We start from the raw sequence: 22883 nt of genomic DNA, 5'->3' as shown, positions 1-22883 counted from the left end.
CCGCTCCCGGCGGTTTCCTGTCCGCCCTGCCATCCATGGCGGGGCTGCAACGCACTGTCCCCGGCCGCCGGCCGGTGGGGCAAAGTAGCGGCTCCCCGTTGTCACGCCGGCACGCGCTGCCGCGTCCTTCCTGCATGGACATGACCGACACCTTCCAGCACCACCGCCCGCGCCTGCTGGTGCTGGCCTATCGCCTGCTCGGCAGCCGCGCCGACGCCGAGGATGTGGTCCAGGACGCCTGGCTGCGCTGGGCCGGCACCGATACCTCGGCCATTGCCGATCCGGAGGCCTGGCTGGTCACCGCCACCACCCGGCTCGGCCTGGACCGGCTGCGCGCGGCCACGCGCCAGCGCCTGGACTACGTGGGGCCCTGGCTGCCCGAGCCGCTGCACATCGCCGCGGAGCTGCCGCCCGCGCCCGATCCCGCGCAGGTCCACGCCCTGGCCGAGGATGTTTCGCTGGCCTTCCTGGCCCTGCTCGAACAGCTCGGCCCGGAGGAACGCGCCGCCTTCCTGCTCAAGGAGGCCTTCGACCACGACTATGCGGTCATCGCCGGCCTGCTCGGCCATAGCGAAGCCAACTGCCGCCAGCTGGTACATCGTGCACGCAAGCGTCTGCAGGAAGGGCGGCCGCGCTTCGCCGCCGATGCCGGCCAGCACCGGCGGTTGCTGGCGCGGTTCATGGAGGCTTCGCAGCAGGGCGACAACGCCACGCTCCAGGCCTTGCTGCACGCCAACGCGCAGCTGATCTCCGATGGCGGCGGCGTGGTCACCGCGGCGATCCGGCCGCTGCTCGGCGCCGAGCGCATCGGCCAGTTGTTCTGGGCCATCGCGCGGCGCGGCGGTACCCATCCGGCGCGGCTGGGCAGCGTCAACGGCGAACCGGCGATCCTGCGCTTCGATGGCGACCACCTGCACTCGGTCACCACCATCGTGGTCGATGGCGACCGCATCGCGCGCATCTACAGCGTGCTCAACCCACAGAAACTGCGCGCCCTTGTCACGGCCGACGACGCCGGCGCGTCCTTGCAATGAAGGCGGCCACTGCCGGCCGCCAACTGGAGCCTTTCCGATGAGCAGCAACTCCCCCCGCGTTCCCTATACCCGCCTGGCCGCCGATGCGTTCAAGGGCCTGCTGGCAACCAGCCAGGCCGTGCATTCGGCGTCGCTGGAGCATGACCTGCTGGAACTGGTGTTCCTGCGCGTCTCGCAGATCAACGGCTGCGGTTACTGCATGGACATGCACGCCACCTCGCTGCGCAAGGCCGGGATCGAGCCGCGCAAGCTGGATACCCTGCCGGCCTGGCACGAGAGCTGCTTCTTCGACGAACGCGAGCGCGCCGCGCTGGGCTGGGCCGAAGCCCTGACCCGCCTGCCCGACGGCGCACCGTCGCAGGCGGCGTTCGACGCGCTGGCACCGCACTTCGACCCCAAAGGCATCAGCGACCTGAGCATGGCGGTGGCGGTCATCAACGCCTGGAACCGCCTCGGCGCCGGCCTGCTGCCGCCGCTGCCCTGACCGGCCCGACGCCGCTTCCCACCGCGGAAGCGGCGTTCCCGCCGGTCCGCGCCGATGGCCGCCGCCGGCGGCAGGCCGCACAATACGGCCGCATGGGAACCCTGGTACTGATCCTCGACCTCATCGGCACCTTCGTCTTCGCACTGTCCGGCGCGACGATGGGCGTGCGCCGGCGGCTGGACGTCTTCGGCGTACTGGTGCTGTCCTTCGCCGCCGCGCTGGCCGGCGGCATCACCCGCGATCTGCTGATCGGCGCCACGCCGGTGGCCGCGATCAGCGACTGGCGCTATCCGGCCATCACCCTGGCCGCCGGCGTCGTCACTTTCTACTGGGCGCCGCTGATCGAACGCCTGCAGTACCCGGTGCGCATGTTCGACGCGATGGGCCTGGCGCTGTTCGCCGTGGCCGGCACGCAGAAGGCGCTGGCGTTCGGCATCGCCCCGCCGATGGCCGCCGCGCTGGGCATGCTCACCGGCATCGGCGGCGGCATCGCCCGCGACGTGCTGCTGGCGCAGGTGCCGCTGGTGCTGCAGGCCGAGTTGTATGCCGTGGCCGCGCTGGCCGGTGCGGCGGTGGTGGCGCTTGGCCACTGGATGGGATTGCCCGCCCTGCCCTGCGCGCTCGCCGGCGCCGGGCTGTGTTTCGGGCTGCGGATGATGGCGATGCACTTCGGCTGGCACCTGCCGGTGGCGCTGCAGTCCTCCGATCCGCCACCGCCGGAAGGCCCGCGCCGCTGAGGTGACGGGGCGCTCACGGCGCCTGCGCCATGGTGCAACTCCCTTCCCGCAGGAGACGGCCATGGCCGTGGAACGTTCCGATACGTTGATCGGCGACGATGTGGTGCGCACGCTTGGCGCGCAGGGCCGCTCCTCGCAGGTGCTGGTGCAGGTCAGGGATGGCCACGTCACCCTGTCCGGCGATGTACCGGACGCTACGACGAAACAGCAGGTGGAAGCACGGGTGGCCGCCATCGAAGGCGTGCGCGGCGTCCACAGCCGCCTCAACATCGACAGCGGCAGCCACTCGTTCGGCCCGCGCGGTCGCGCCGTACGCGACAATCCCGATGGCAGCGACGACGCGCACATGGGCGACATCGACCTGGACGAAAACGGCTGAACCGATGGGCAACGGTTAACCTGACCCGGCCCCACCGCCCGAGTCCCGCATGCCGCACGCGCCGTCCACTCCTGTTTCCGCCACCGGCAAGCGCCCCAGTTTCCGCGAGCGCATGAACGCCATGCGCAACCTGCCGCCGTTCCTGCGCCAGATATGGCAGACCAGCCCCGTCCTTACCCTGGCCAGCCTGTGCCTGCGCCTGCTGCGTGCGCTGCTGCCGGTGGCGATGCTGTACGTGGGCAAGCTGATCATCGACGAGGCCGTGCGCCTGGCCGGGGCCGGCGCCATGCCACCGCTGGGCGAGGCGCTGGCCAGCGGCCACCTCGATCTGCTGCTGGAACTGCTGGCGCTGGAGCTGAGCATCGCCGTCGGCTCGGACCTGCTGGGGCGGGTGGTCAATTACGCCGACACGCTGTTGTCCGAGCTGTTCACCAATGCCACCAGCGTGCGCTTGATGGAGCATGCCGCCGAACTGGACCTGGAGGATTTCGAGGACCCGGAGCTGCAGGACAAGCTCGACCGCGCCCGGCGCCAGACCATGGGCCGCATGAACCTGATGAGCCAGCTGCTCGGACAGGCGCAGGACGCGGTCACCGTGATCAGTTTCGCCGCCGGCCTGGTCGCCTATGCGCCCTGGCTGATCGCCCTGCTGGCGGTGGCGCTGGTGCCGGCCTTCCTCGGCGAGTCGCACTTCAACACGCTGGGCTATTCGCTCAACTACAGCTGGACCCCGGAACGGCGCCAGCTCGACTACCTGCGCCAGGTCGGCGCCAGCGTGGAAACCGCCAAGGAGGTGAAGATCTTCAACCTCCACCGGTTCCTGATCGACCGCTACCGACTGCTGGCCGAGCGCTTCTACCGCGCCAACCGCACGCTGGCGCGCAAGCGCGCGTTCTGGGGCGCCCTGCTGGCGGCGCTGGGCACGCTGGGCTATTACGCCGCCTATGCCTATATCGCCTGGCGCACGATCCGCGGCGATTTCAGCATCGGCGACCTGACCTTCCTGTCTGGCAGCTTCCTGCGCCTGCGCCAGCTGCTGGAAGGCCTGCTGACCGGCTTCTCGCAGGTCGCCGGGCAGGCGTTGTACCTGGACGACCTGTTCTCGTTCTTCGCCATCGAACCGGAGATCCGCTCGCGTCCGGACGCGGTGCCGGTGCCGCGTCCGATCCGCGAGGGCTTCGTGTTCGAGAACGTCGGCTTCCGCTACCCCGACGCCGGGCGCTGGGCCGTGCGCCACCTCGACTTCCAGCTGCGCGCCGGCGAGGTGATCGCCCTGGTCGGTGAGAACGGCGCCGGCAAGACCACCCTGGTCAAGCTGCTGGCGCGGCTCTACGACCCGGACGAGGGCCGCATCCTGCTCGACGGCCGCGACCTGCGCGACTACGACCTGGACGACCTGCGCGCCAACATGGGCGTGATCTTCCAGGACTTCGTGCGCTACCACCTGTCGGCCGGCGAGAACATCGGCGTCGGCCAGGTCGATGCGATGTCCGACGCCACGCGCATCCGCGGTGCCGCACGTCGCGCGCTGGCCGACGAGGTGATCGACGCCCTGCCCGAAGGCTACGAACAGCTGATCGGGCGCCGCTTCAAGAGCGGCGTGGACCTGTCCGGCGGCCAGTGGCAGAAGATCGCCATCGCCCGCGCCTACATGCGCGATGCGCAGGTGATGATCCTCGACGAACCCACCGCCGCACTGGACGCACGCGCCGAGTTCGAAGTGTTCCAGCGCTTCAAGGAGCTTTCCGAGCAGCGCACCGCGGTGCTGATCTCGCACCGGTTCTCGTCCGTGCGTATGGCCGACCGCATCCTGGTGCTGGCCGACGGCCGCATCGAGGCCAGCGGCACCCACGAACAGCTGATGACCGAAGGCGGCCGCTACGCCGAACTGTTCGAGCTGCAGGCCGCCGGCTATCGCTGAATCGCGGCAGAAGCTTTCGGCAGGAGCGCACTTCATGCCGATCCTTGGACAACAGCCCACGCATCATGGAAGACGCCGTGGAGCCCCAGCGCATCCCGCTGGCACCCGCGACAAACCGTCGCATCCGGGCCCGCATGGCCGGCTTTGCTAGAATGCGCGGGTTTATCCCACCCCACGAATCCCGGCATGTCTTCCGCTTACGGCACCGAGACGGTGCTTGAAGTCCGTCACTGGACGGACGCCTACTTCAGCTTCTCCACGACCCGCGACAACGGCTTCCGCTTCGAGAACGGCCAGTTCGTGATGATCGGCCTGGAAAACGAGGGCGCCCGCCCCTTGATGCGCGCCTATTCCATCGCCAGCGCCAACTGGGAAGAGCAGCTGCACTTCTTCAGCATCAAGGTGCAGGATGGTCCACTGACCTCGCGCCTGCAGCATCTCAAGCCCGGCGACACGATCCTGGTCGGCAGGAAGCCCACCGGCACCCTGCTGATCTCCGATCTGCATCCGGGCAGGCACCTGTACCTGCTGGGTACCGGCACCGGCCTGGCGCCGTGGCTGAGCATCGTCAAGGATCCGGAGACCTACGAGCGTTTCGACAAGGTCATCGTCTGCCACGGCGTGCGCTTCGAGCGCGACCTGGCCTACCGCGATTACTTCGAGAAGGAACTGTTCGAGGACGAAATCCTCGGCGATATCGTCCGCGACAAGCTGCTGTACTACCCCGCGGTCACCCGCGAACCGTTCCGCAACCACGGCCGCCTGACCACGCTGATGGAAACCGGCGAAATGCCGCAGACCCTCGGTCTGCCGCCGTTCGACCCGGCCAACGACCGCTTCATGATCTGCGGCAGCCCGCAGATGCTGGCCGACCTGCGCGGGGTGCTGGACGCGCGCGGCTTCGAGGTTTCGCCACGCATCGGCTCGCCAGGGCATTACGTGTTCGAGCGCGCCTTCGTCGAAAAATGAGCTGTAGGGAATTCACCTACAGGGGGCGCCTTTGAAGCGCCATGTCGATCGTTTAACGTACCGGCCGGATCACGAAGATCCGGCCGTTTTCATTCCAGGAAAAACATTCATGGGTCCAGGCGCTTCACGCAGCAGTTTCATCGACAACCAGCGCACCGTGCTGCTTGAAGAACTGGCCCAGTGCCGGCAGCGCCTGGACAGCGCCAGGCAGGCGCTCGCCACCGCCTACCCTGCCGCCTGCCAGGCGACGCAGGCCATGCGCCCGGTGTTCGAGCAGGGGCTGGCGCAGGCCCGCCACCAGGCCATCACCGAAGCGCGCAAGCGCGCCTTGCGGCCTGCGCTGACCCTGGCCGCAACCCTTGGCACCGGCACCGCACGCACCCTGGGCTGGCTCCTGCTGCTCGGCAGCCTGCTGCTGTATGCCCAGATCGGCGGCCTGATCTATCACCTCCGCTATGCGCTGCCGTTCCCGCTCGACCTGCTGCTGGTGCCGTTCGCGCTCGTGCCACCGGCGCTGCCGCTGTATGCCTTCCTGGTCTGGCTGGGCCGGCGCCGCCTGGGCCGGCGCAATGCCGCCGCCACGCTCGCCTCGATCGATGAACTGGGCAAGCGCCAACTGCAGTTGAATGCGTTCGGCAGGAAGCACGAGGACGGCCGCTCCCATCCCTATCCGGTGGTGCGCGCACCGGCGCCGTCGGCGGACAAGCTCGGCATCAGCTGGCAGCTGGCCGACAAGCACGACAATTCCAACGCGGTGATGGTCGGCCTGAGCACCGACATTCCTGCCGACAAGGATCCGGACATCTTCATCCGCCTGCCGCTCAACGGCCATCCGGGCGGCTTCGTGCGGGTCCGCGCCGAGGTCGACGGGCACCGCGCCACCTGGGAGCCGCTGGCCGCCGCGCTGGCGCCGCAGCTGGCGCCGTTCGCGCCGGCCATCGTCGAACTGCAGCAGCTCAGCGCCCCGCACGAGCGCGAGCAGCAGGTGCTGCAATCGCTGCTCACCCGCCTGGCCTCGCTGGACAAGATGGAAGCCAACTGGCAGGACGTGGCCGTTCCCGAGACCACGCTGGAGCAGGTGGTCAAGCTGGTCGACCGCTTCGCCGCCGGCCAGCCGCCGCTGCCCAAGGGCATGCTGCTGTGGGGTCCACCCGGCACCGGCAAGACCCTGATCGCACGCAAGCTGGCCCAGCACGTGGACTGCAACTTCATCGCCGTGACCATCGCCGACCTGAAGGGCGAGCACATCGGCCACACCGGCCCCAAGGTCAAGAAGCTGTGGGAACAGGCGCGCAGCAAGGCCCCCACGATCCTGTTCGTGGACGAGTGCGAAAGCGCGTTCGCCCGCCGCGGCAGCCGCGATACCGACAATTTCGGCAACGAACTGGTGCAGACCTTCATCGCCGAGTGGGACGGTTTCAACCAGGGCGGCGGCAACGTGCTGGTGATCGGCGCGACCAACCGCCGCGAACTGATCGACGACGCCGTGCTGTCGCGCTTCACCGTTTCCATCGAACTGCCGGCGCCGGACGCCGCCGCGCGCGAACGCATCCTGCTGGCCGAATTCGGCAAGGCGCAGCTGGCCCTGCCGGTGACCGACGCACTGGTGCGCGAGACCGCAGGCATGTCCGGTCGCGACCTGTCCACGCTGGTGACCAGCGTGGTTTCCACCCATCCGGCCGGGCGCCCGGCGGCGGCGGACTTCAGTACCGCCATCGCCCGCCTGCGCGGCAAGAGCTCGACTTCGGTGCAGGTGCTGGGCTGGGACGACGTGATCCTGCCGGCGTCCACCCGCGCCGAATTCGAGAGCCTGGGCAAGGAGCTGCTGCATGCCGAGGAACTGGCGCGGATGAACATCCCGGTGCCGCGCGGCATCCTGCTCTACGGCCCACCGGGCACGGGCAAGACCCAGATCGCGCGCGTGCTGGCCAGCCAGTCCGGACTGTCGTTCATCGCCGCGTCCTCCACCGACGTGAAGGGGCAGTTCATCGGCGACGGCGGCGCGCGGGTCAAGCAGTTGTTCGAAAAGGCGCGCGCGCAGGCGCCTTGCATCGTGTTCCTGGACGAGATCGACACCATCGCCCCGCCCCGCGGCAGCGGCAACTCGGACAAACTCAACGCCGAAATCGTCGCCCAGCTGCTGCAGGAGCTGGACGGCATCAGCACCCGCCAGGGACAGGTGTTCCTGCTGGCTGCCAGCAACCATCCCGACGCCATCGACAGCGCCCTGCTCTCGCGCCTGGAGCGCAAGATCCGGATCGGCCTGCCCGACGCCGACGCGCGCGCTGCCATCCTGCGCCTGCAGCTGGCCGGCAAGCCGCTGGACTTCGCAATCGAGGACGTGCTGAACGGACTGGCCGCGGCCACCGAAGGCAAGTCCGGCCGCGACCTGCAATCGCTGGTCACTGCCGCCACCCGCCGCGCCCTGCAACGGGCGATGACGCAGGACGGCGACCCGACCCGCACCCGGCTGCAGCCGCAGGACCTGCTGGAAGAAGTCGGCAGTTCGACGCCGGCCTGATGCGCCATGGCCCGGTGCGCATGCGTACCGGGCCCTCCTCCTGCGGCCGCATCGGCCCGCCACCCGCGACGCCCGCATGTTGCGCGATGCGCAACATGCCATGATCGGCCGCATGATCACGTCGTTCCAGCACAAGGGACTGTGCAGACTCTTCGAGACGGCGTGCAGGCCGATCATGCCAAGCGGCTGCGCATGCAGCTGGCCGCGCTTGATACCGCACAGAGCATCGAGGATATGGACATCCCCGGGTTTCGCCTGCATTCGCTGAAAGGCGGAATGAAAGGGTGCTGGTCCATTGCCGTCAACGGCAACTGGCGCATCACCTTCGAGTTCAAGGACGGCAATGCCTACGTGCTGGACTATGAGGATTACCACTGATGAACATGCACAATCCCCCGCATCCCGGTGAGTTCATCACCGCTGTCTATCTTGAACCCAACGGCATCAGCGGCCGGGAACTGGCCGAAAAGCTGGCGGTTGCGGCCTCCACTCTCAGCCGCGTGCTCAATGGCAGCAGCCGGATCAGCCCGGAAATGGCGCTGCGCCTGTCCAAGGCCCTGGGCCGCAGCCCGGAAAGCTGGCTGGCGATGCAGGACGCCCATGACCTGTGGGTCGCCCGCCAGCATGTCGACCTGAAGAACGTCCGCCGGCTGAAACTGGCGGCCTGACTCAGCCCAGCGCTACCCGGATATCGCCTTCCAGCGATTCCGGGCGTGCAGTCGGCGCATAGCGGGCGATCACCCGCCCGTCGCGCCCGACCAGGAACTTGCTGAAATTCCACTTGATCGCGGCAATCCCGAGCGCGCCGCGCTTCTCGCGCTGCAGCCAGCGCCATAGCGGGTGGGCATCGACGCCATTGACCCGCAGCTTGGCCGACATCGGGAAACCGACGCCGTAGGTGAGGCTGCAGAACGCGCCGATCTCGGCCGCGTCGCCCGGCTCCTGGTGGCCGAACTGGTCGCAGGGGCAACCCAGCACGACCAGCCCGCGCGGCCCATACTCGCGCCACAGCCGTTCCAGCCCCTCGTATTGCGGGGTGAAACCGCACTTCGAGGCGGTGTTGACGATCAGCAGCACCCGGCCGTCGAACGCCGCCAGCGGCATCGGCCGGCCATCCAGCGCCGTCAGTTCGAAATCGAAAACACTGCTCATGGCGAGGCTCCAGGCGGGCCTGCCAGCCTACGCCATCGGGGCGGCAACGGCCTGCAACAAGCGGCTTCGGGCCGCAACCATGCCATTCGACACACCCGTCGGCCGAGGCCCGCGGGTTACCCTGAAGGTTCAGTATTTTCCGGAGTTTCCGACTTGAACACCCGTCTTGCTCTCGCCCTGGCCGTGTCCCTGGGCGTAGCCCTGCCGGCCTACAGCCTGACCGCGAACGCCGCCACCGGCCAGCAGGCCCGGCAGGCCAACCCGTTCTTCGCCGAGAGCCCTCTGCCGCTGCATTTCCCGCAGTTCGACAGGATCAAGGACACCGACTTCGCGCCGGCCTTCGACGCCGGCATGGCGCAGCAGCTCAAGGAAGTGGAAGCGATCGCCAACAATCCGGCCGCCCCGACCTTCGACAACACCCTGATCGCGCTGGAGAAGAGCGGCGCCGTCCTCGACCGCGCCACCACCGTGTTCTTCTCGCTGATCGGTGCCGACACCAACGACGCACGCAAGAAGCTGCAGGCCGACTATTCGGCCCGCTTCGCCGCCCACAGCGACGCCATCAACCTCAACGGCAAGCTGTTCGAACGCATCAAGGCCCTGTACGACAAGCGCGACACGCTGGGCCTGGACGCCGAAGGCGTGCGCCTGGTCGAGAAGTACCACGACAACTTCGTCCGCGCCGGCGCCAGGCTGTCCGACGCCGACAAGGCCAAGCTCAAGGACATCAATGCCGAATTGGCCAACCTGGGCACCAGGTTCAGCCAGAACGTGCTGGCCGAGGTCAACGCCTCGTACATCGTGGTCGACGACGTGAAGCAGCTGGACGGCCTGTCGGCCGGCCAGATCGCCGCCGCCGCGGAAGCTGCCAAGGCGCGCAAGCTGGACGGCAAGTACGTCATCGCCCTGCTCAACACCACCGGCCAGCCGGCGCTGACCAACCTCACCAACCGCGCGCTGCGCCAGAAGATCCACGAAGCCTCGATCTCGCGCGGCAGCAAGGGCGGCGAGTACGACAACACCGCGCTGGTCTCGCGCATCATGACCCTGCGCGCGCAGAAGGCCGCACTGATGGGCTTTGCGAACTACGCCGCCTATGGCTTGGGCAACCAGACCGCCAAGACCCCGGAAGCAGTCAACGCCATGCTTGGCCAGCTGGCCCCCGCTGCGGTGGCCAACGCCAGGCGCGAGGCGGCCGACCTGCAGGCCATGATCGACCGCGAGCAGAAGGCCGCCGGCAAGGCGACCTTCGAGCTGCAGCCGTGGGACTGGGCCTTCTACAGCGAGAAGGTGCGCCAGGCCAAGTACGACTTCGACGAATCGCAGCTCAAGCCCTATTTCGAACTGAAGAACGTGCTGGAGAACGGCGTGTTCTACGCCGCCGGCAAGGAATACGGCCTGAGCTTCAAGCAGCGCACCGACCTGCCGGTGTACCACGACGACGTCACCGTCTACGACGTGTTCGATGCCGACGGCAGCCAGCTGGCGATCTTCATCTTCGATCCGTACGCGCGCGAGTCCAAGCGCGGTGGCGCGTGGATGAACTCCTATGTGTCGCAGTCGGCGCTGACCGGCAACAAGCCGGTGGTCGCCAACCATCTCAATATTCCCAAGCCGCCGGCCGGCCAGCCGACCCTGCTGACCTGGGACGAGGTCAACACCACGTTCCACGAATTCGGCCACGCCCTGCACGGCATGTTCTCGAACGTGAAGTACCCCTATTTCTCGGGTACCGCGGTGCCGCGCGACTTCGTCGAGTTCCCCTCGCAGGTCAACGAGATGTGGTCCGACGAGCCAACCATCCTGGCCAACTACGCCAGGCACTACCAGAACGGCTCGGCGATGCCGCAGGCGCTGCTGGACAAGGTGATCGCCGCGTCCAAGTTCAACCAGGGCTTCGCCACCACCGAGTACCTCGGCGCGGCGATGCTGGACCAGAGCTGGCACCAGATCGGCGTCGGCCAGGTTCCGGCCCCGCAGGACGTGGTCAAGTTCGAGCATGAGGCGCTGGTCAAGGACGGCATCTACTACGCGCCGGTGCCGCCGCGTTACCGCACCACCTACTTCAGCCACATCATGGGCGGCTACTCGGCCGGCTACTACGCCTATATCTGGTCCGAGGTGCTCGACGCCAACACCCAGAAGTGGTTCCGCGACCACGGCGGCCTGTCGCGCGCCAATGGCGACCACTTCCGCAAGACCCTGCTGTCGCGCGGCGGCAGCGTCGATGCGATGGAGCTGTTCCGCAACTTCGCCGGCCACGATCCGCAGATCGAGCCGCTGCTGGAGAAGCGTGGCCTGACCGGCGCCGAAGGCAAGTAAGCCTCCGCCTCGCCGCCAGCCTGAAGCCGCCCGGTTCGCCGGGCGGCTTTTTTGCTGCCGCAATCCATGGCCGTGGCCCTTCGGGCCCCATGCGGGCGACGTCGAAACCGCCGTCGGCGGTCTCCCATCCCTCCGTACTAGCGCGGCGCGATGTAGCCGCCTGCCACGCCGCGCGGCGACAGCACCAATTGCCAGAGCTGCGCGTGACGGGTGCGGAAGCTCGCCATCGAGGCGGCCAGGTAGAAACGCCACATGCGCCGGAAGCGCTCGTCGTAGCGAGGATCCAGCCGCTCCCAGGCCGCTTCCACGTTGGTCCGCCACGCCTGCAGCGTGCGGTCGTAGTCGGTGCCGAAGTTGTGCCAATCCTCCAGCACGAACAGGCCTTCCATCGCCGCGGTGATCTGCGCGGCCGAGGGCAGCATCGAGTTGGGGAAGATGTAGCGGGCGATCCAGGGATCGGTACGGTCGCGGCTGACGTTGCCGCCGATGCTGTGCAGCAGGAACAGTCCGTCCCCACGCAGGCAGCGCCGCGCCACCTCGAAATAACTGCGGTAGTTCTTGACCCCGACGTGCTCGAACATGCCCACCGACAGGATCGCGTCGAACGGCTCATCCAGCACGTGGTAGTCCTGCAGACGGATTTCCACCGGCAGGCCGGCGCACAGCCCGCGCGCGAAATCGGCCTGTTCCTGCGAGATGGTGATGCCCACGCCTTCCACGCCATGGCGTTCGGCGGCGTACTTCAATGCCTCGCCCCAGCCGCAGCCGATGTCCAGCACGCGCATGCCCGGGCGCAGCCCAAGCTTGCGGCAGATCAGGTCGAGCTTGGCTTCCTGCGCGTCATCCAGATTGCCGGCCTGGCGCCAGTAGCCGCAGCTGTACACCAGCCGCTTGCCGAGCATCGCCCGGTACAGGTCGTTGCCAAGATCGTAATGGCGCTTGCCGACTTCATAGCTGCCCTGCCCGGCCTGCAGGTTGAACAGCCTGGCCTTGAGCGCATCCCATACTTCGCCGCCGCCGTGCACGCGCTCGTCCAGCCGCGCCGCCAGCAGGTGAGTGAGGAAGGCATCGAGCGAACGCGCCTGCCACCAGCCGTCCATGTAGCTCTCGCCCAGGCCGAGCGAGCCTTCGGCCAGCACCCGCGCATGGAAGCGCGGGTCGAGGATGTCGATGTCCTGCGGGCGCTCCCCGCCAGGGGTGATGCCCGCCTCGTGCAGCAGTGCTTCGACGCGTCGTTGCAGCCCTGCATCCATCGCTGGCCTCCACGGTTCAAGGGTGTGCGAACAGCTCCCGGTAGTCGGCGGCCACGTGCGGCAGCAGCACGGCGGCCGGCACGTCCACGGTCTGCGTGCCGTCCGAATACGGACCGACCTGGTACGGCGGGAATACGAAGCGCAGCGCGGCGATATGGCCGGCGGTGTCCATCACCGGCTGGAACTGCGCGAAATTGGCGGCATCCGGCGCGGTGCCCTCGTCGATCATCTTCGACAGGTTGCGCACCTGGGCCTGCTGTTCCTCCGGCGTCATCTCCTCGCCCTGCGCGCGGACCATCGCCTGCTCCAACAGCTTGTCGCTGGTGTAGTCGCTGACCGCCTGCCAGCCCTTCGGCGAATCGATCAGGGTCTGCGCGGTCAGCAACTGCGCCTTCTCCGGCAGCCAGACAAAACGCGCCACCAGCGGCTGGCCATGCGCGCCGCCGGTATAGCTGCTGCCCTCGGCCGACACCGCCACCACGCGCGGCGTGTCCACGGCCATGTCGAAGGCCAGCGACAGTTCATACGGCGCCGTGGGCTTGTCGTTGCCGAGTTCGTCCACCGCCTTGAGCAGTTCGGCCTTGGCGTGCTCGGCATAGCCGGACAGTGCCTGGGCCAGGCCTGGGTACCTGTTGGCGGCAGGCGGATAGCTGATGCCCAGCACATAACGGGCATTGGTCTCGATCACGTCGTGCAGTTCCACCGCCGCCGGCGCGGCGTCGGCCGGCACCTCGGCGGCCGGAGCCTCGTCCGTGGCCACCACCGGCGCCTGCGCATCGTCCTTCCTGCATCCTGCCATCGCCAGCACGATCAATGCCGCCGCACAGGCTCCCTGTCCCAACCTTTTCATGTCCTTTCCTTTCTCGATGGATCGCGCGGTTCCACCCGGAACCGCGTCCGGCGCGGATTATCCCAGCAGGTCCGCGTATTCTCCATGGCGCTGCATGAAGGCCGCCGCATAACTGCATTCGGGAACCACCTTGAGGCCATCCGCGCGCGCATGCGCCAGCGCGGCGCGGGTCAGCAGCGCGGCGATGCCGCGGCCGCCGAGGGCATCGGGTACGCCGGTATGGGTGATGACCATCGCGCCGTCGCGCCGCAGGTAGTCGAGTACCGCCTGCTGGCCGTCGATGGCGAGGGTGAAGCGATGCGCGGCCGCGTCGTGCGCGACGGGCGGAAGTGCGGAATCGTCATGGTGCATGGCCTGGTTCCCCGGACTGGATGCGTCCATTGTGCCGCGGCCGCACGCCGGTGTGACGTGAAAGGCGGACCCTGCCGCCGCAGGGCGTCACTTTCCGACATGCCCCTGTACGCCACAGCGCCTGTCTCCATGCAGCCCAAGGGATAGGACACACTGGCATGCGGCTTGCTGCATGGCCCGGTCATTTCCTCCTCGCCGCGCCATGCCTGCACCGTTCGACGCTTCGCGCCCACCGCCCTCCGACGACCACGATGCGATCCTGTTGGAAGGGCTGTTCCAGCTCGCCTTCAGCGGCGAAACCCGGAGCTGGGAATTCGAGAAGATCGACGAGGAAATCCACGCGCGGCTGTTGCAGGCCTATCCGGCCTGAGCGCCCGCCGCGCGCGTCCTCAGCGCCCGAAACGCGGGTTCATCAGCTGCTCCACGAAGAGCTGCATCACCTGCGGCTCCATGAACAGCATGAACATCACGCCGAACGCGGCACCGGCCAGGTGCGCGCTGTGGTTGACGTTGTCACCGCCGCGCTTGTCCATCCAGATGCTGTAGCCCACGTAGAACACGCCATAAAGAATGGCCGGGGCCGGGATGAAGAACACGAAGATCAGCGACCACGGCGAGATCAGGATGAAGGCGAACAGCACCGCCGACACCGCACCGGACGCGCCCAGGCTCAGGTAGTTGGGATTCTTCTGGTTCTTCAGGTAGCTGGGCAGGATCGAGACCACCAGCGCCGACAGGTAGAACAGCGGATACGTCCACCAGTTGCCGGTCACGCGCAGCATGATCTGCTCGATCAGCCGTCCGAAGAAGAACAGCGTGACCATGTTGAACAGCAGGTGGGAGAAATCGGCGTGGATGAAGCCGTAGGTCACCAGCCGGTCGTACTGGCGATGGCGGTCGACCGCCGGCGGCCACAGGATCAGCCGGTCGGCAAGCTTGCGGTTGCTGAGGGCCAGCCACGAGACCAGGCTGGTGACGGCGATCAGTAGCAGGGTTATCGGTCCTTGCATGTTCAGGCTGCCCGGTAGTTGTCGACCATCCTGTAGCGGCGCGCGTACAGGCCGAATGCCAGCGCCGCCACGAAGGCGAAGCCGGCGAAGAAGAACATCAGGAACGCCGCCTCGCTCAGCCCGGTGCCGGCGATGCGTTCGGTCACCGCGTCGTTTCGCACCGCCGCGTTGGACAGCAGCACCCACAGGTTGCCGATGGTGGTGGTCAGGTTCCAGAAACTCATGACCACGCCCTTCATCGACGCCGGGGCCTGGCTGTAGGCGAACTCCAGGCCGGTGGCCGATACCAGCACCTCGCCGAAGGTGAGCAGCGCGTACGGCAGGATCTGCCAGAAGATGGACATGGCATTGCCGCCGTCCATCACCACCTGCAGGCTGCCCACCACCACCCAGGCCAGGCCGCTGAAGGCGATGCCGGCGGTCATGCGTCGCAGCGCGGTCGGCTCGAAGCCGAAGCGGCGCAGCGCCGGGTACAGCACCAGGTTGTTGAAGGGAATCAGGATCATCACCAGCAGCGGATTGATCGCCTGCATCTGTGACGCGGTGAACCACGTCGGCATCGCCATCTGCTGGCCCTGCAGCACCCAGGTCGAGGCCTTCTGGTCGAACAGCGAGAAAAACGGCGTGGTCAGGGCGAAGATCACCAGCACCTTGAGCACCGAGCGCACGCCTTCCACCGCGGCGTCGGGGTGCGCGCCACGAGCGCGTTCCAGCTGCAGCATGGTGCCGCCGCCGATGCCAGCCAGCAGCGCCACCAGCGCCAGGCACAGGTAGATCACCACGCCCAGCCCGCCTTCGCGCACGCCGGCCAGGGTCATCACCGCCAGCGCCAGCGCCCACAGCGCCAGCCCCGCACCTGCCAGCGCCACCAGCAGGCCGGCGTTGCCCTGCCCCGGCGCGCGCGCCAGCAGCGCGGTGCGCACCACGTTGGCGAACGAATGCGGGTCCTTCGGCGGCAGCGGCACCAGCACGTAGCGCCGGCGTCCCAGCCAGAACACGAACGTGGCCACGAACATCAGGATGCCCGGAATGCCGAAGGCCCATTGCGGCCCCAGGTTTTTCAGCGCCAGCGGGATCAGCAGCGAGGCGAACAGCGAACCGAAGTTGATGATCCAGTAGAAGGCGTCGAACACGACCTTGGCCAGGTGCTTGTTCGACTGGTCGAACTGGTCGCCCATGAACGAGGCCACCAGCGGCTTGATACCGCCGGCGCCCAGCGCGATCAGGCCCAGGCCGAGGAAGAAGCCCTGCCGGCTGCCCTCGAACAGCGCCAGGCACAGGTGGCCGACGCAGTAGATCAGGCTGAACCACAGGATGGTGCGGTACTTGCCGAAGAAACGGTCGGCCAGCCAACCGCCGAGCAGCGGGAAGAAATACACGCCGATCATGAAGCTGTGCATGATGTCCTTGGCCTCGCCGGCACGGCCGCCGGCGGTCACCTCCTGCAGCAGCAACGAGGTGATCAGGAACTGCACCAGGATGTTGCGCATCCCGTAGAAGCTGAAGCGCTCGCAGGCTTCGTTGCCGATGATGTAGGGAATCTGGCGGGGCATGCCGGCCTTGCCGGCGGGCGCTGCTGCCACGTCGTTGCTCGTCATCTGTAAGGCGGTCCTGCGGGTGCAAAGAGGGCAAGCGTAACGCAAGCGGCCCTCCCGGCGCCCGCAGCACGGCGTCGGCGCCGCGCCTGCACGGCTCCTAGACAGGGCCGCACGCTAGCATGACAGCCAGTCCGTACTGGTCGTCGCAATGAAGCACTGGGGCTGTCTGGCGCTGCTCGCCTTGTCCTTCGCCGTGGCCGCCGAGCCCGCCACGCCGGTGCTGCGGATCGCCAGCCTCCGCCTGCCGCAGGACAGCGCGCAATGGAACCAGCAGCGCGAACGGATACTGGCCCTGCTGGCGGACCTGCGCGCGGACGTGATCGCGGTGCAGGACGTGCAGCAGTCGCCCGACGCGCCCAATCCCGCGTGCTGGCTGGCCACACGGCTCAGATACAGCTGCGACTTCATCACCGCCGACCCGCCCAGCCATGCGCAGCGCCACGGCAGCGCGGTGCTGGCCGGCCTGGACGTGCTGGAGGACGGCATCACCCTGCTGCATGGCCAGGGCCAGCTGACCGCCGCCGGCATGCAGCGCGCGCGATTGGACCGCAAGGTGGTCAACATCTACATCGCGCGCATCGCGCCGGACGGCAACGACCAGGACGTACGCGCGCAGCAGGCCTCGGACCTGCTCGCCTGGATCGGCGCGACCGACGCGGACCAGCCTTCGCTGGTCGTGGGCGAGTTCTCCGCGCCCACCGACGAACTGGTCAGGCAGTTGCCGGGCTTCCAGCCGGCGCGCCGGAATCCTTCCGCACGGCGCGCCACGGCAAACGGCGCGGCGGGCATCCGCCCGCACGGGCTGGACGTGCTCTACCAGGTGCGCAGTTTCGCCGACGTCGCCCAGCAGGCCGTGGAACTGGCGCCGGCCGGGCAGGAATCGGCGCCGCTGGCGTTGGGCGTGATGACCACCCTGCGCCTGATCGGCGGAGCGACGGCGGACGCGCCGGCCCCCTGAACGACGAAGCCGGGCGTTTCCGCCCGGCTCCGCTTCCACTCTTCTGCCGGCAGGCGGGTCGTGCCCCGCCCGCGCAGGCAGCCATCGCCCGTCAGGCCACGGCTTCCTCGTAACGGCGCTCCACTTCCTTCCAGTTGATCAGGCTGTAGAAGGTCTCGATGAACTCGGCGCGGCGGTTCTGGAACTTCAGGTAGTAGGCGTGCTCCCACACGTCGATGGTCAGCACCGGGGTGCGGCCGTCCATCAGCGGGCTTTCCTGGTTGCCGGTCTTCTCGACCAGCAGCTTCTTGTCGGCGGTCACGCTCAGCCAGGCCCAGCCGGAACCGAACTGGGTCAGCGCGGCCTTGGTGAAGGCTTCCTTGAACTTGTCGAAGCCGCCGAGCTGCTCGTCGATGGCCTTGCCCAGCGCGCCGCCCGGGGTACCGCCGGCGTTCGGGCCGATCACGTCCCAGAACAACGAGTGGTTGCCATGGCCGCCGCCCTGGTTGCGTACGCCCTGCTGCAGGTTCTCCGGCAGGGTCTTGACCTTGCGCAGCAGCTCGTCGATCGGCAGGTCGGCGTACTCGGTGCCTTCCACCAGCGCGTTGAGGTTGTTGACGTAGGTCTGGTGGTGCTTGCCGTGGTGGATCTCCACCGTGGCCGCATCCATGTACGGTTCCAGCGCGTCGGTGGCGTAAGGCAGCTTGGGCAGGGTAAAGGCCATGAGGGATCTCCTTGGGTTTTATGCCTGGGGGCGTTGTTTCGTTATCCGGCGCCTGCCGGACGGTGCACCGGCAATGGTAGGCAGGAAGCGGCAACTTACCAAGGCCGATGTAAAGGAAACTTCGTCCTGCCGTGAGTACAAACGGTCGGCAGGCAGCGAACGCCTGTCGCTGCGATGGCCCGCGTTCAAGAAAAATCCCGCGCAGACGCGATAATCGGCCTTTCCACGCGACACAGGCCGACGCCCCATGCGCAAACCCCTGCTCCTGCTCACCGCCACGATCCTGCTGGTGGCCGGCCTGTGGGCCATGCGCACGCTGCAGCAGCCGCCGCCCCCGCAGTTCGCGCCCTCGCTGGGCGAACCCGCGGCGCCAGCGGTCACCGAGGAACCGCGCCGGCCCGGCGCGACCGACCCGCTGCCGGCCTTCCTGCCCGCGGAAGCGCACGACACCATCGCGCTGATCCTGCGCGGCGGCCCGTTCCCGCACCGCCAGGACGGCACCGTGTTCGGCAACCGCGAGCGGCGCCTGCCGCAGCGCCCGCGCGGCTATTACCACGAGTACACGGTGCGTACGCCGGCCGTGGGCCACCGCGGCGCGCGTCGGATCATCACCGGCGGCGATCCGCCCGACGTCTGGTATTACACCGACGACCACTACGAGACCTTCCGCGGTTTCGAAGTACCGGCCAACGGAGGCACGCGATGAGCGACAGTGGATTCGACATGGGCCTGGAGGATGTCGGCCAGGCCGGCGTCTATGGCGTGGGCCACGGCGATCTCGGCGGACTGGCCGCCGCCGCGCGCGATGCCGGGCTGAAAGTGCTGCGCGTGGACCTGGAGGCCTGCACCGACAAGCGCACCCTGCTGCTGCGCATCGGCACCCAGCTGGATTTCCCGGCGGGCCGGGGCCGCAACTGGGACGCGCTGTCCGACGCGCTGCGCGACCTGTCCTGGCTGCCCGCCAACGGTTACGCGCTGCTGTTCGGCGATGCCGGCGACCTGCGCCAGGGCAACCGCGGGGATTTCGACACGCTGCTGGACATCCTCGCCGAAGCCGCGGCCAGCTGGGCCGAGGACAATGTGCCGTTCTGGGCGTTCTTCGAACTGCCCGGCGGTGGCGAGGACGCTGCCGACCCGGACGAAACCTGAGCCGGCCTCAGGCCGCGGCGTCCGCCGGCCCCTTGAGCTCGATCATGTTGCCGTCGGGATCGGTGAAATAGAGCGAAAGCCCGTCGCCCTCTGCGCCGAAGTTGACCTCCGCCGCACCCAGCGGGGCGAGTCCATGGCGATGCAGATGCGCGACGATGCCCGCCTCGTCGAACGGCTCGACGCGCAGGCACAGGTGATCGACATTGCGCGCGCCCTCGCCCGGCGCATCGCCGCCGCGGGCGCCCAGGGTGCCGTCCACGCTCACCAGATCGATCATCGACGCGCCGGCGCGCAGATGGACCAGGCCCAGATGGTCGCGCTGCCGGACCACCTCGCAGCCGAGCACGGCCCGGTAGAAGGCAATGCTGCGCGGCAGGTCGCGGACGCGGAAAACCACGTGGTCGATGCGCTGCACCGAGAAAGGCGTGTCCATCGCATGCTCCATGAAGAAACCGGGGGAAACGCGGCCGACGGCGCGGTTCTTCCGCGCTCGGATTGTCACACAGCAACAGCCGACCGGTGGGCGCCGGGAGGACAGCGCGCAGGAGCGCACTTCCGTGCGCGACCGGCCTTCCCGGCAAAGCCCCATCGCGCACGGAAGTGCGCTCCTACGGGTTCCACGGAAGCCTGCGTCAGCCGTCGAGCTCTTCCCAGCGCACGTAAGCGGCGTCCAGTTCGGCCTGCACCCTGCTCAACTGCTGCGTATGCGCGGTGACCTCGGCGCTGGAGCGGGTATAGAACGCAGGGTCGTTCATCGCGCCGGTCAGGCCTTCCACGTCCCGTTCCAGCTGCTCGATCTTCGCCGGCAGCTGTTCCAGTTCGCGCGCGTCCTTGAAGCTGAGCTTGCGCTTGGCCGGCGCGGCCTCGGCGACCGGCACGGCCGCCGGCTGCGCGGCAGGCACCGCGGTGGCCGACGCCTTGGCCACGGCCATCGCGCTCTGCGCCGGCGCCGGGCGCTGGCGCAGCGAGTCGCTGTAACCGCCGACGTAGTCGCCCACCTTGCCCGCGCCTTCCAGCACCAGGGTGGAGGTGACCACGTTGTCGAGGAAGTCGCGGTCGTGGCTGACCAGCAGCAGGGTGCCGGTGTAGTCGCCCAGCAGTTCTTCCAGCAGCTCCAGGGTTTCCACGTCCAGGTCGTTGGTCGGTTCGTCCATCACCAGCAGGTTGGACGGCTGCGCGAACAGCTTGGCCAGCAGCAGGCGGTTGCGCTCGCCGCCGGACAACCGCGTGATCGGCGCGCGCGCGCGCTCCGGGGTGAACAGGAAGTCCTGCAGGTAGGCATGCACGTGCTTGCGCTTGCCATTGAGGTCGATGAAATCCGCGCCTTCGGCCACGTTCTCGATCGCGCTCCAGTCTTCGCGCAGGGTGGCGCGATACTGGTCGAAATACGCGATCTGCAGGTTGGTACCCTGGCGCACCTCGCCGCTGTCCGGCTGCAGTTCGCCCAGCAGCAGCTTCAGCAGGGTGGTCTTGCCGCTGCCGTTGGGGCCGATCAGGCCGATGCGGTCGCCGCGCAGGATGGTGGTTTCGAAATCCTTGACCATCACCCGCTCGCCAAAGGCGAAGGAGATGTTCTTGATGTCGATGACCTTCTTGCCGGAATTCTCGCCACCGGCCGCTTCCAGCTTGACGTTGCCACTGAGTTCGCGGCGCTGGCTGCGCTCGTTGCGCATTGCCTTGAGCCGGCGCACGCGGCCTTCGTCGCGGGTGCGGCGGGCCTTGATGCCCTGGCGGATCCACACTTCCTCCTGCGCCAGCAGCTTGTCGAAGCGGGCGTTTTCCTGCGCCTGCGCGTTGAGGCGCTCTTCGCGACGGCGCTCATAGTTGTCCCAGTCGCCCGGCCAGCTGGTGACCTGGCCGCGGTCGATCTCGACGATGCGGGTGGCCAGCGCGCGCAGAAAGCGACGGTCGTGGGTGACGAACACCACGCAGCCATTCCAGCCCTTGAGGAAGGTTTCCAGCCAATCGATGGCTTCGATGTCCAGGTGGTTGGTCGGCTCGTCCAGCAGCAGCACGTCCGGGCTGGCGACCAGCGCACGCGCCAGCAGCACGCGGCGCTTCATGCCGCCGGACAGGCGGCCGAATTCGGCATCGCCGTCCAGTTCCAGCTTGGTCAGTGTCTCGGACACGCGCTGGTCCAGCGCCCAGCCATCGGCGGCGTCGATCTTCGCCTGCACCTTGCCCATGGCATCGCCATCGAACACTTCGGCATGGCTCAGGCGGTGGAACTCGGCCAGCCAGTGGCCCAGCTCGCCCAGCCCGTCGGCGACCACGTCGAACACGCTGCCGGCGGCGCCATGCGGCACCTCCTGCTCCAGGCGGGTGACGCGCACGCCCTGCTGGACGCGCACTTCGCCGTCGTCCGGCTTCAACTCGCCGGCCATCAGCTTCATGAGGGTGGATTTGCCGGCGCCGTTACGGCCGATCAGGGCGATGCGCTCGCCGCTTTCGATCGACAGTTCGGCTTTTTCCAGCAACAACGGGCCGCCGACGCTGTAGTCGACGTTCTGCAGGGTGATCAAAGGCATGCGCGCATTGTACGGGAGCCACGCTCAGGCGTCGGCGAACGTGTCCTCATCCAGCGCCAGCAGATGGCGCAGGCTGGCGGGCACCCGCTTGCCCGGATGCCGCACCACCCACAGGTGGCGGTGCAGCGGCGGCAATGGCGTGACCAGTTCGTGCAGCCGCCCCAGCGCGACCAGGTCGGCCACCGCGTGCCGCGACAGGCAGGCCAGACCGAGCCCGGCCACGGCGCCCTGCTTGATCGCCTCGGTACCGCCAAGCTGCAGCACTTCGGCGAAGCCGTGCAGGTGCGGCAGCAATGCCTGCTCGGCCGCTTCGCGGGTGCCGGAACCGGGCTCGCGCAGCAGCCAGCAGGCGCTGCGCAGCCGCGCCATGTCCGCGCCCGCCCGCAGCGTTGCCGCCTGCGGATGGCGGTCGCCGAATACGATGACCAGTTCGTCCTCGCGCCAGACCGCCACCTCCAGCCCCGGCTCATGGCACGGGCCTTCGATCAGGCCGATGTCCACCTCCAGCCGCAGCACGGCGCTGGCCACCTCGCGGGTATTGCCGATCACCAGGTCGACATGGGCCTGGCCGTTGCCGTCGCGCAGGTCGGCGATGCGCGCCGGCATCAGGTAGTTGCCGATGGTGGTGCTGGCGCCGACCCGCCAGCGCACCGGCGCGGCGGTTTCATCACTCCGGCGGAAGCGGCGTTCGATGTCGTCCATGCCCGCCAGCAGGGCGCGCGCCTCCGGCAGCAGGGCGCGACCGTGGCCGTTGAGCACCAGCCGCCGCCCGACGCGGTCGAACAGCGCCAGCCCGAGCAGGCTTTCCAGTTCCCCCAGCGCCGCGCTCACCGCCGACTGCGACAGGCCGATGGTTTCGCCCGCGGCGGTGGTCGTTCCCGCGTCGGCGATGGCCGAGAAGATCTGCAACTGGCGCAGGGAAAGATGCATGAATTACCCATAAAACAGGTTGATACTACAAATA

General features: G+C 68.1%; 24 protein-coding genes. 14 read left to right on the top strand and 10 right to left on the bottom strand.

Going from position 1 to position 22883, the window contains the following annotated elements; all coding sequences use genetic code 11:
* The first annotated feature begins 134 nt into the window (after nucleotides 1-134).
* The 9 genes from AC1DGW_RS03750 to AC1DGW_RS03710 all read left to right on the top strand — a co-directional run bounded on the left by AC1DGW_RS03750 (nucleotide 135) and on the right by AC1DGW_RS03710 (nucleotide 8713).
* A complete protein-coding gene (locus AC1DGW_RS03750; protein ID WP_478019520.1) occupies nucleotides 135-1034 on the top strand; it encodes an RNA polymerase sigma-70 factor in 900 nt (299 codons plus the stop codon).
* 37 nt (nucleotides 1035-1071) lie between these two features.
* On the top strand, nucleotides 1072-1518 hold the full coding sequence (locus AC1DGW_RS03745; protein WP_478019518.1) for a carboxymuconolactone decarboxylase family protein: 447 nt from the start codon (nucleotides 1072-1074) through the stop codon (nucleotides 1516-1518).
* 92 nt (nucleotides 1519-1610) lie between these two features.
* Nucleotides 1611-2255 (top strand): trimeric intracellular cation channel family protein, encoded by a 645-nt coding sequence (locus tag AC1DGW_RS03740; protein WP_478019516.1) that lies wholly within the window; start codon nucleotides 1611-1613, stop codon nucleotides 2253-2255.
* 61 nt (nucleotides 2256-2316) lie between these two features.
* Nucleotides 2317-2634 carry a BON domain-containing protein gene (locus tag AC1DGW_RS03735; RefSeq protein WP_478019514.1) on the top strand — a complete coding sequence of 106 codons (318 nt, stop codon included), beginning with the start codon at nucleotides 2317-2319 and terminating at the stop codon, nucleotides 2632-2634.
* A gap of 49 nt (nucleotides 2635-2683) precedes the next feature.
* Complete coding sequence (locus AC1DGW_RS03730; RefSeq protein ID WP_478019512.1) at nucleotides 2684-4555, top strand: ABC transporter ATP-binding protein; 1872 nt, start codon at nucleotides 2684-2686, stop codon at nucleotides 4553-4555.
* 186 nt (nucleotides 4556-4741) lie between these two features.
* Nucleotides 4742-5524 (top strand): ferredoxin--NADP reductase, encoded by a 783-nt coding sequence (locus AC1DGW_RS03725; RefSeq protein ID WP_478019510.1) that lies wholly within the window; start codon nucleotides 4742-4744, stop codon nucleotides 5522-5524.
* Nucleotides 5525-5633: 109 nt separating this feature from the next.
* The gene (locus AC1DGW_RS03720) at nucleotides 5634-8045 is read left to right on the top strand and encodes an AAA family ATPase (RefSeq protein WP_478019508.1); all 2412 of its coding nucleotides are present in this window, start codon (nucleotides 5634-5636) and stop codon (nucleotides 8043-8045) included.
* Between the two features lie 141 nt (nucleotides 8046-8186).
* On the top strand, nucleotides 8187-8423 hold the full coding sequence (locus tag AC1DGW_RS03715; RefSeq protein ID WP_478019506.1) for a type II toxin-antitoxin system RelE/ParE family toxin: 237 nt from the start codon (nucleotides 8187-8189) through the stop codon (nucleotides 8421-8423).
* Complete coding sequence (locus tag AC1DGW_RS03710; RefSeq protein ID WP_478019504.1) at nucleotides 8423-8713, top strand: HigA family addiction module antitoxin; 291 nt, start codon at nucleotides 8423-8425, stop codon at nucleotides 8711-8713. Before AC1DGW_RS03715 ends, AC1DGW_RS03710 begins: the two co-directional genes overlap by 1 nt.
* A 1-nt stretch (nucleotide 8714) precedes the next feature.
* On the opposite strand, the gene AC1DGW_RS03705 is transcribed toward AC1DGW_RS03710, so the two are convergent.
* Nucleotides 8715-9197 carry a glutathione peroxidase gene (locus AC1DGW_RS03705; protein WP_478019502.1) on the bottom strand — a complete coding sequence of 161 codons (483 nt, stop codon included), beginning with the start codon at nucleotides 9195-9197 and terminating at the stop codon, nucleotides 8715-8717.
* Between the two features lie 153 nt (nucleotides 9198-9350).
* Here AC1DGW_RS03705 and AC1DGW_RS03700 point away from each other — a divergent pair, with 153 nt between their 5' ends.
* The gene (locus tag AC1DGW_RS03700; RefSeq protein ID WP_478019500.1) at nucleotides 9351-11519 is read left to right on the top strand and encodes a M3 family metallopeptidase; all 2169 of its coding nucleotides are present in this window, start codon (nucleotides 9351-9353) and stop codon (nucleotides 11517-11519) included.
* Between the two features lie 137 nt (nucleotides 11520-11656).
* Here AC1DGW_RS03700 and cfa read toward each other — a convergent pair whose 3' ends face one another.
* Genes cfa through AC1DGW_RS03685 form a run of 3 tightly spaced genes read right to left on the bottom strand, consistent with a single transcriptional unit; the run spans nucleotide 11657 to nucleotide 13973 of the window.
* On the bottom strand, nucleotides 11657-12772 hold the full coding sequence (cfa, locus tag AC1DGW_RS03695) for a cyclopropane fatty acyl phospholipid synthase (protein ID WP_478019498.1): 1116 nt from the start codon (nucleotides 12770-12772) through the stop codon (nucleotides 11657-11659).
* Between the two features lie 16 nt (nucleotides 12773-12788).
* A complete protein-coding gene (locus AC1DGW_RS03690) occupies nucleotides 12789-13622 on the bottom strand; it encodes a DUF3298 and DUF4163 domain-containing protein (protein ID WP_478019496.1) in 834 nt (277 codons plus the stop codon).
* Between the two features lie 57 nt (nucleotides 13623-13679).
* Nucleotides 13680-13973: a GNAT family N-acetyltransferase gene (locus AC1DGW_RS03685; RefSeq protein ID WP_478019494.1), complete on the bottom strand. Its 294-nt coding sequence runs from the start codon at nucleotides 13971-13973 to the stop codon at nucleotides 13680-13682.
* Between the two features lie 202 nt (nucleotides 13974-14175).
* Here AC1DGW_RS03685 and AC1DGW_RS03680 point away from each other — a divergent pair, with 202 nt between their 5' ends.
* Nucleotides 14176-14343 (top strand): hypothetical protein, encoded by a 168-nt coding sequence (locus AC1DGW_RS03680; protein ID WP_478019491.1) that lies wholly within the window; start codon nucleotides 14176-14178, stop codon nucleotides 14341-14343.
* Between the two features lie 19 nt (nucleotides 14344-14362).
* Here AC1DGW_RS03680 and AC1DGW_RS03675 read toward each other — a convergent pair whose 3' ends face one another.
* Together AC1DGW_RS03675 and AC1DGW_RS03670 are read right to left on the bottom strand one after the other, a co-directional pair.
* Complete coding sequence (locus AC1DGW_RS03675) at nucleotides 14363-14983, bottom strand: rhomboid family intramembrane serine protease (RefSeq protein WP_478019486.1); 621 nt, start codon at nucleotides 14981-14983, stop codon at nucleotides 14363-14365.
* 2 nt (nucleotides 14984-14985) lie between these two features.
* Entirely contained in the window at nucleotides 14986-16581 is a 1596-nt protein-coding gene (locus tag AC1DGW_RS03670; RefSeq protein WP_478019484.1) for a POT-type proton-dependent oligopeptide transporter, read from the bottom strand.
* A gap of 148 nt (nucleotides 16582-16729) precedes the next feature.
* Here AC1DGW_RS03670 and AC1DGW_RS03665 point away from each other — a divergent pair, with 148 nt between their 5' ends.
* Nucleotides 16730-17539: an endonuclease/exonuclease/phosphatase family protein gene (locus tag AC1DGW_RS03665; protein ID WP_478019482.1), complete on the top strand. Its 810-nt coding sequence runs from the start codon at nucleotides 16730-16732 to the stop codon at nucleotides 17537-17539.
* A gap of 91 nt (nucleotides 17540-17630) precedes the next feature.
* Here the strand turns inward: AC1DGW_RS03665 and AC1DGW_RS03660 are convergent, their stop codons facing one another.
* Complete coding sequence (locus tag AC1DGW_RS03660; RefSeq protein WP_478019480.1) at nucleotides 17631-18242, bottom strand: superoxide dismutase; 612 nt, start codon at nucleotides 18240-18242, stop codon at nucleotides 17631-17633.
* Between the two features lie 247 nt (nucleotides 18243-18489).
* Between AC1DGW_RS03660 and AC1DGW_RS03655 the strand changes: the two genes are divergently transcribed.
* Nucleotides 18490-18948 (top strand): guanyl-specific ribonuclease, encoded by a 459-nt coding sequence (locus AC1DGW_RS03655; protein WP_478019477.1) that lies wholly within the window; start codon nucleotides 18490-18492, stop codon nucleotides 18946-18948.
* Nucleotides 18945-19391 (top strand): barstar family protein, encoded by a 447-nt coding sequence (locus AC1DGW_RS03650; RefSeq protein ID WP_478019475.1) that lies wholly within the window; start codon nucleotides 18945-18947, stop codon nucleotides 19389-19391. Before AC1DGW_RS03655 ends, AC1DGW_RS03650 begins: the two co-directional genes overlap by 4 nt.
* Nucleotides 19392-19398: 7 nt before the next feature.
* Here the strand turns inward: AC1DGW_RS03650 and AC1DGW_RS03645 are convergent, their stop codons facing one another.
* The 3 genes from AC1DGW_RS03645 to AC1DGW_RS03635 form a co-directional block, all read right to left on the bottom strand.
* Nucleotides 19399-19836 carry a VOC family protein gene (locus tag AC1DGW_RS03645; protein WP_478019473.1) on the bottom strand — a complete coding sequence of 146 codons (438 nt, stop codon included), beginning with the start codon at nucleotides 19834-19836 and terminating at the stop codon, nucleotides 19399-19401.
* A gap of 187 nt (nucleotides 19837-20023) precedes the next feature.
* The gene (abc-f, locus tag AC1DGW_RS03640) at nucleotides 20024-21919 is read right to left on the bottom strand and encodes a ribosomal protection-like ABC-F family protein (protein ID WP_478019471.1); all 1896 of its coding nucleotides are present in this window, start codon (nucleotides 21917-21919) and stop codon (nucleotides 20024-20026) included.
* A gap of 24 nt (nucleotides 21920-21943) precedes the next feature.
* Nucleotides 21944-22849, bottom strand: a complete 906-nt coding sequence (locus AC1DGW_RS03635; RefSeq protein WP_478019468.1) for a LysR family transcriptional regulator — start codon at nucleotides 22847-22849, stop codon at nucleotides 21944-21946.
* Between the last annotated feature and the right edge of the window lie 34 nt (nucleotides 22850-22883).

The organism is Stenotrophomonas sp. 05N423 (genome assembly GCF_056397145.1).
This window is presented reverse-complemented; position numbering and strand designations above follow the sequence as displayed.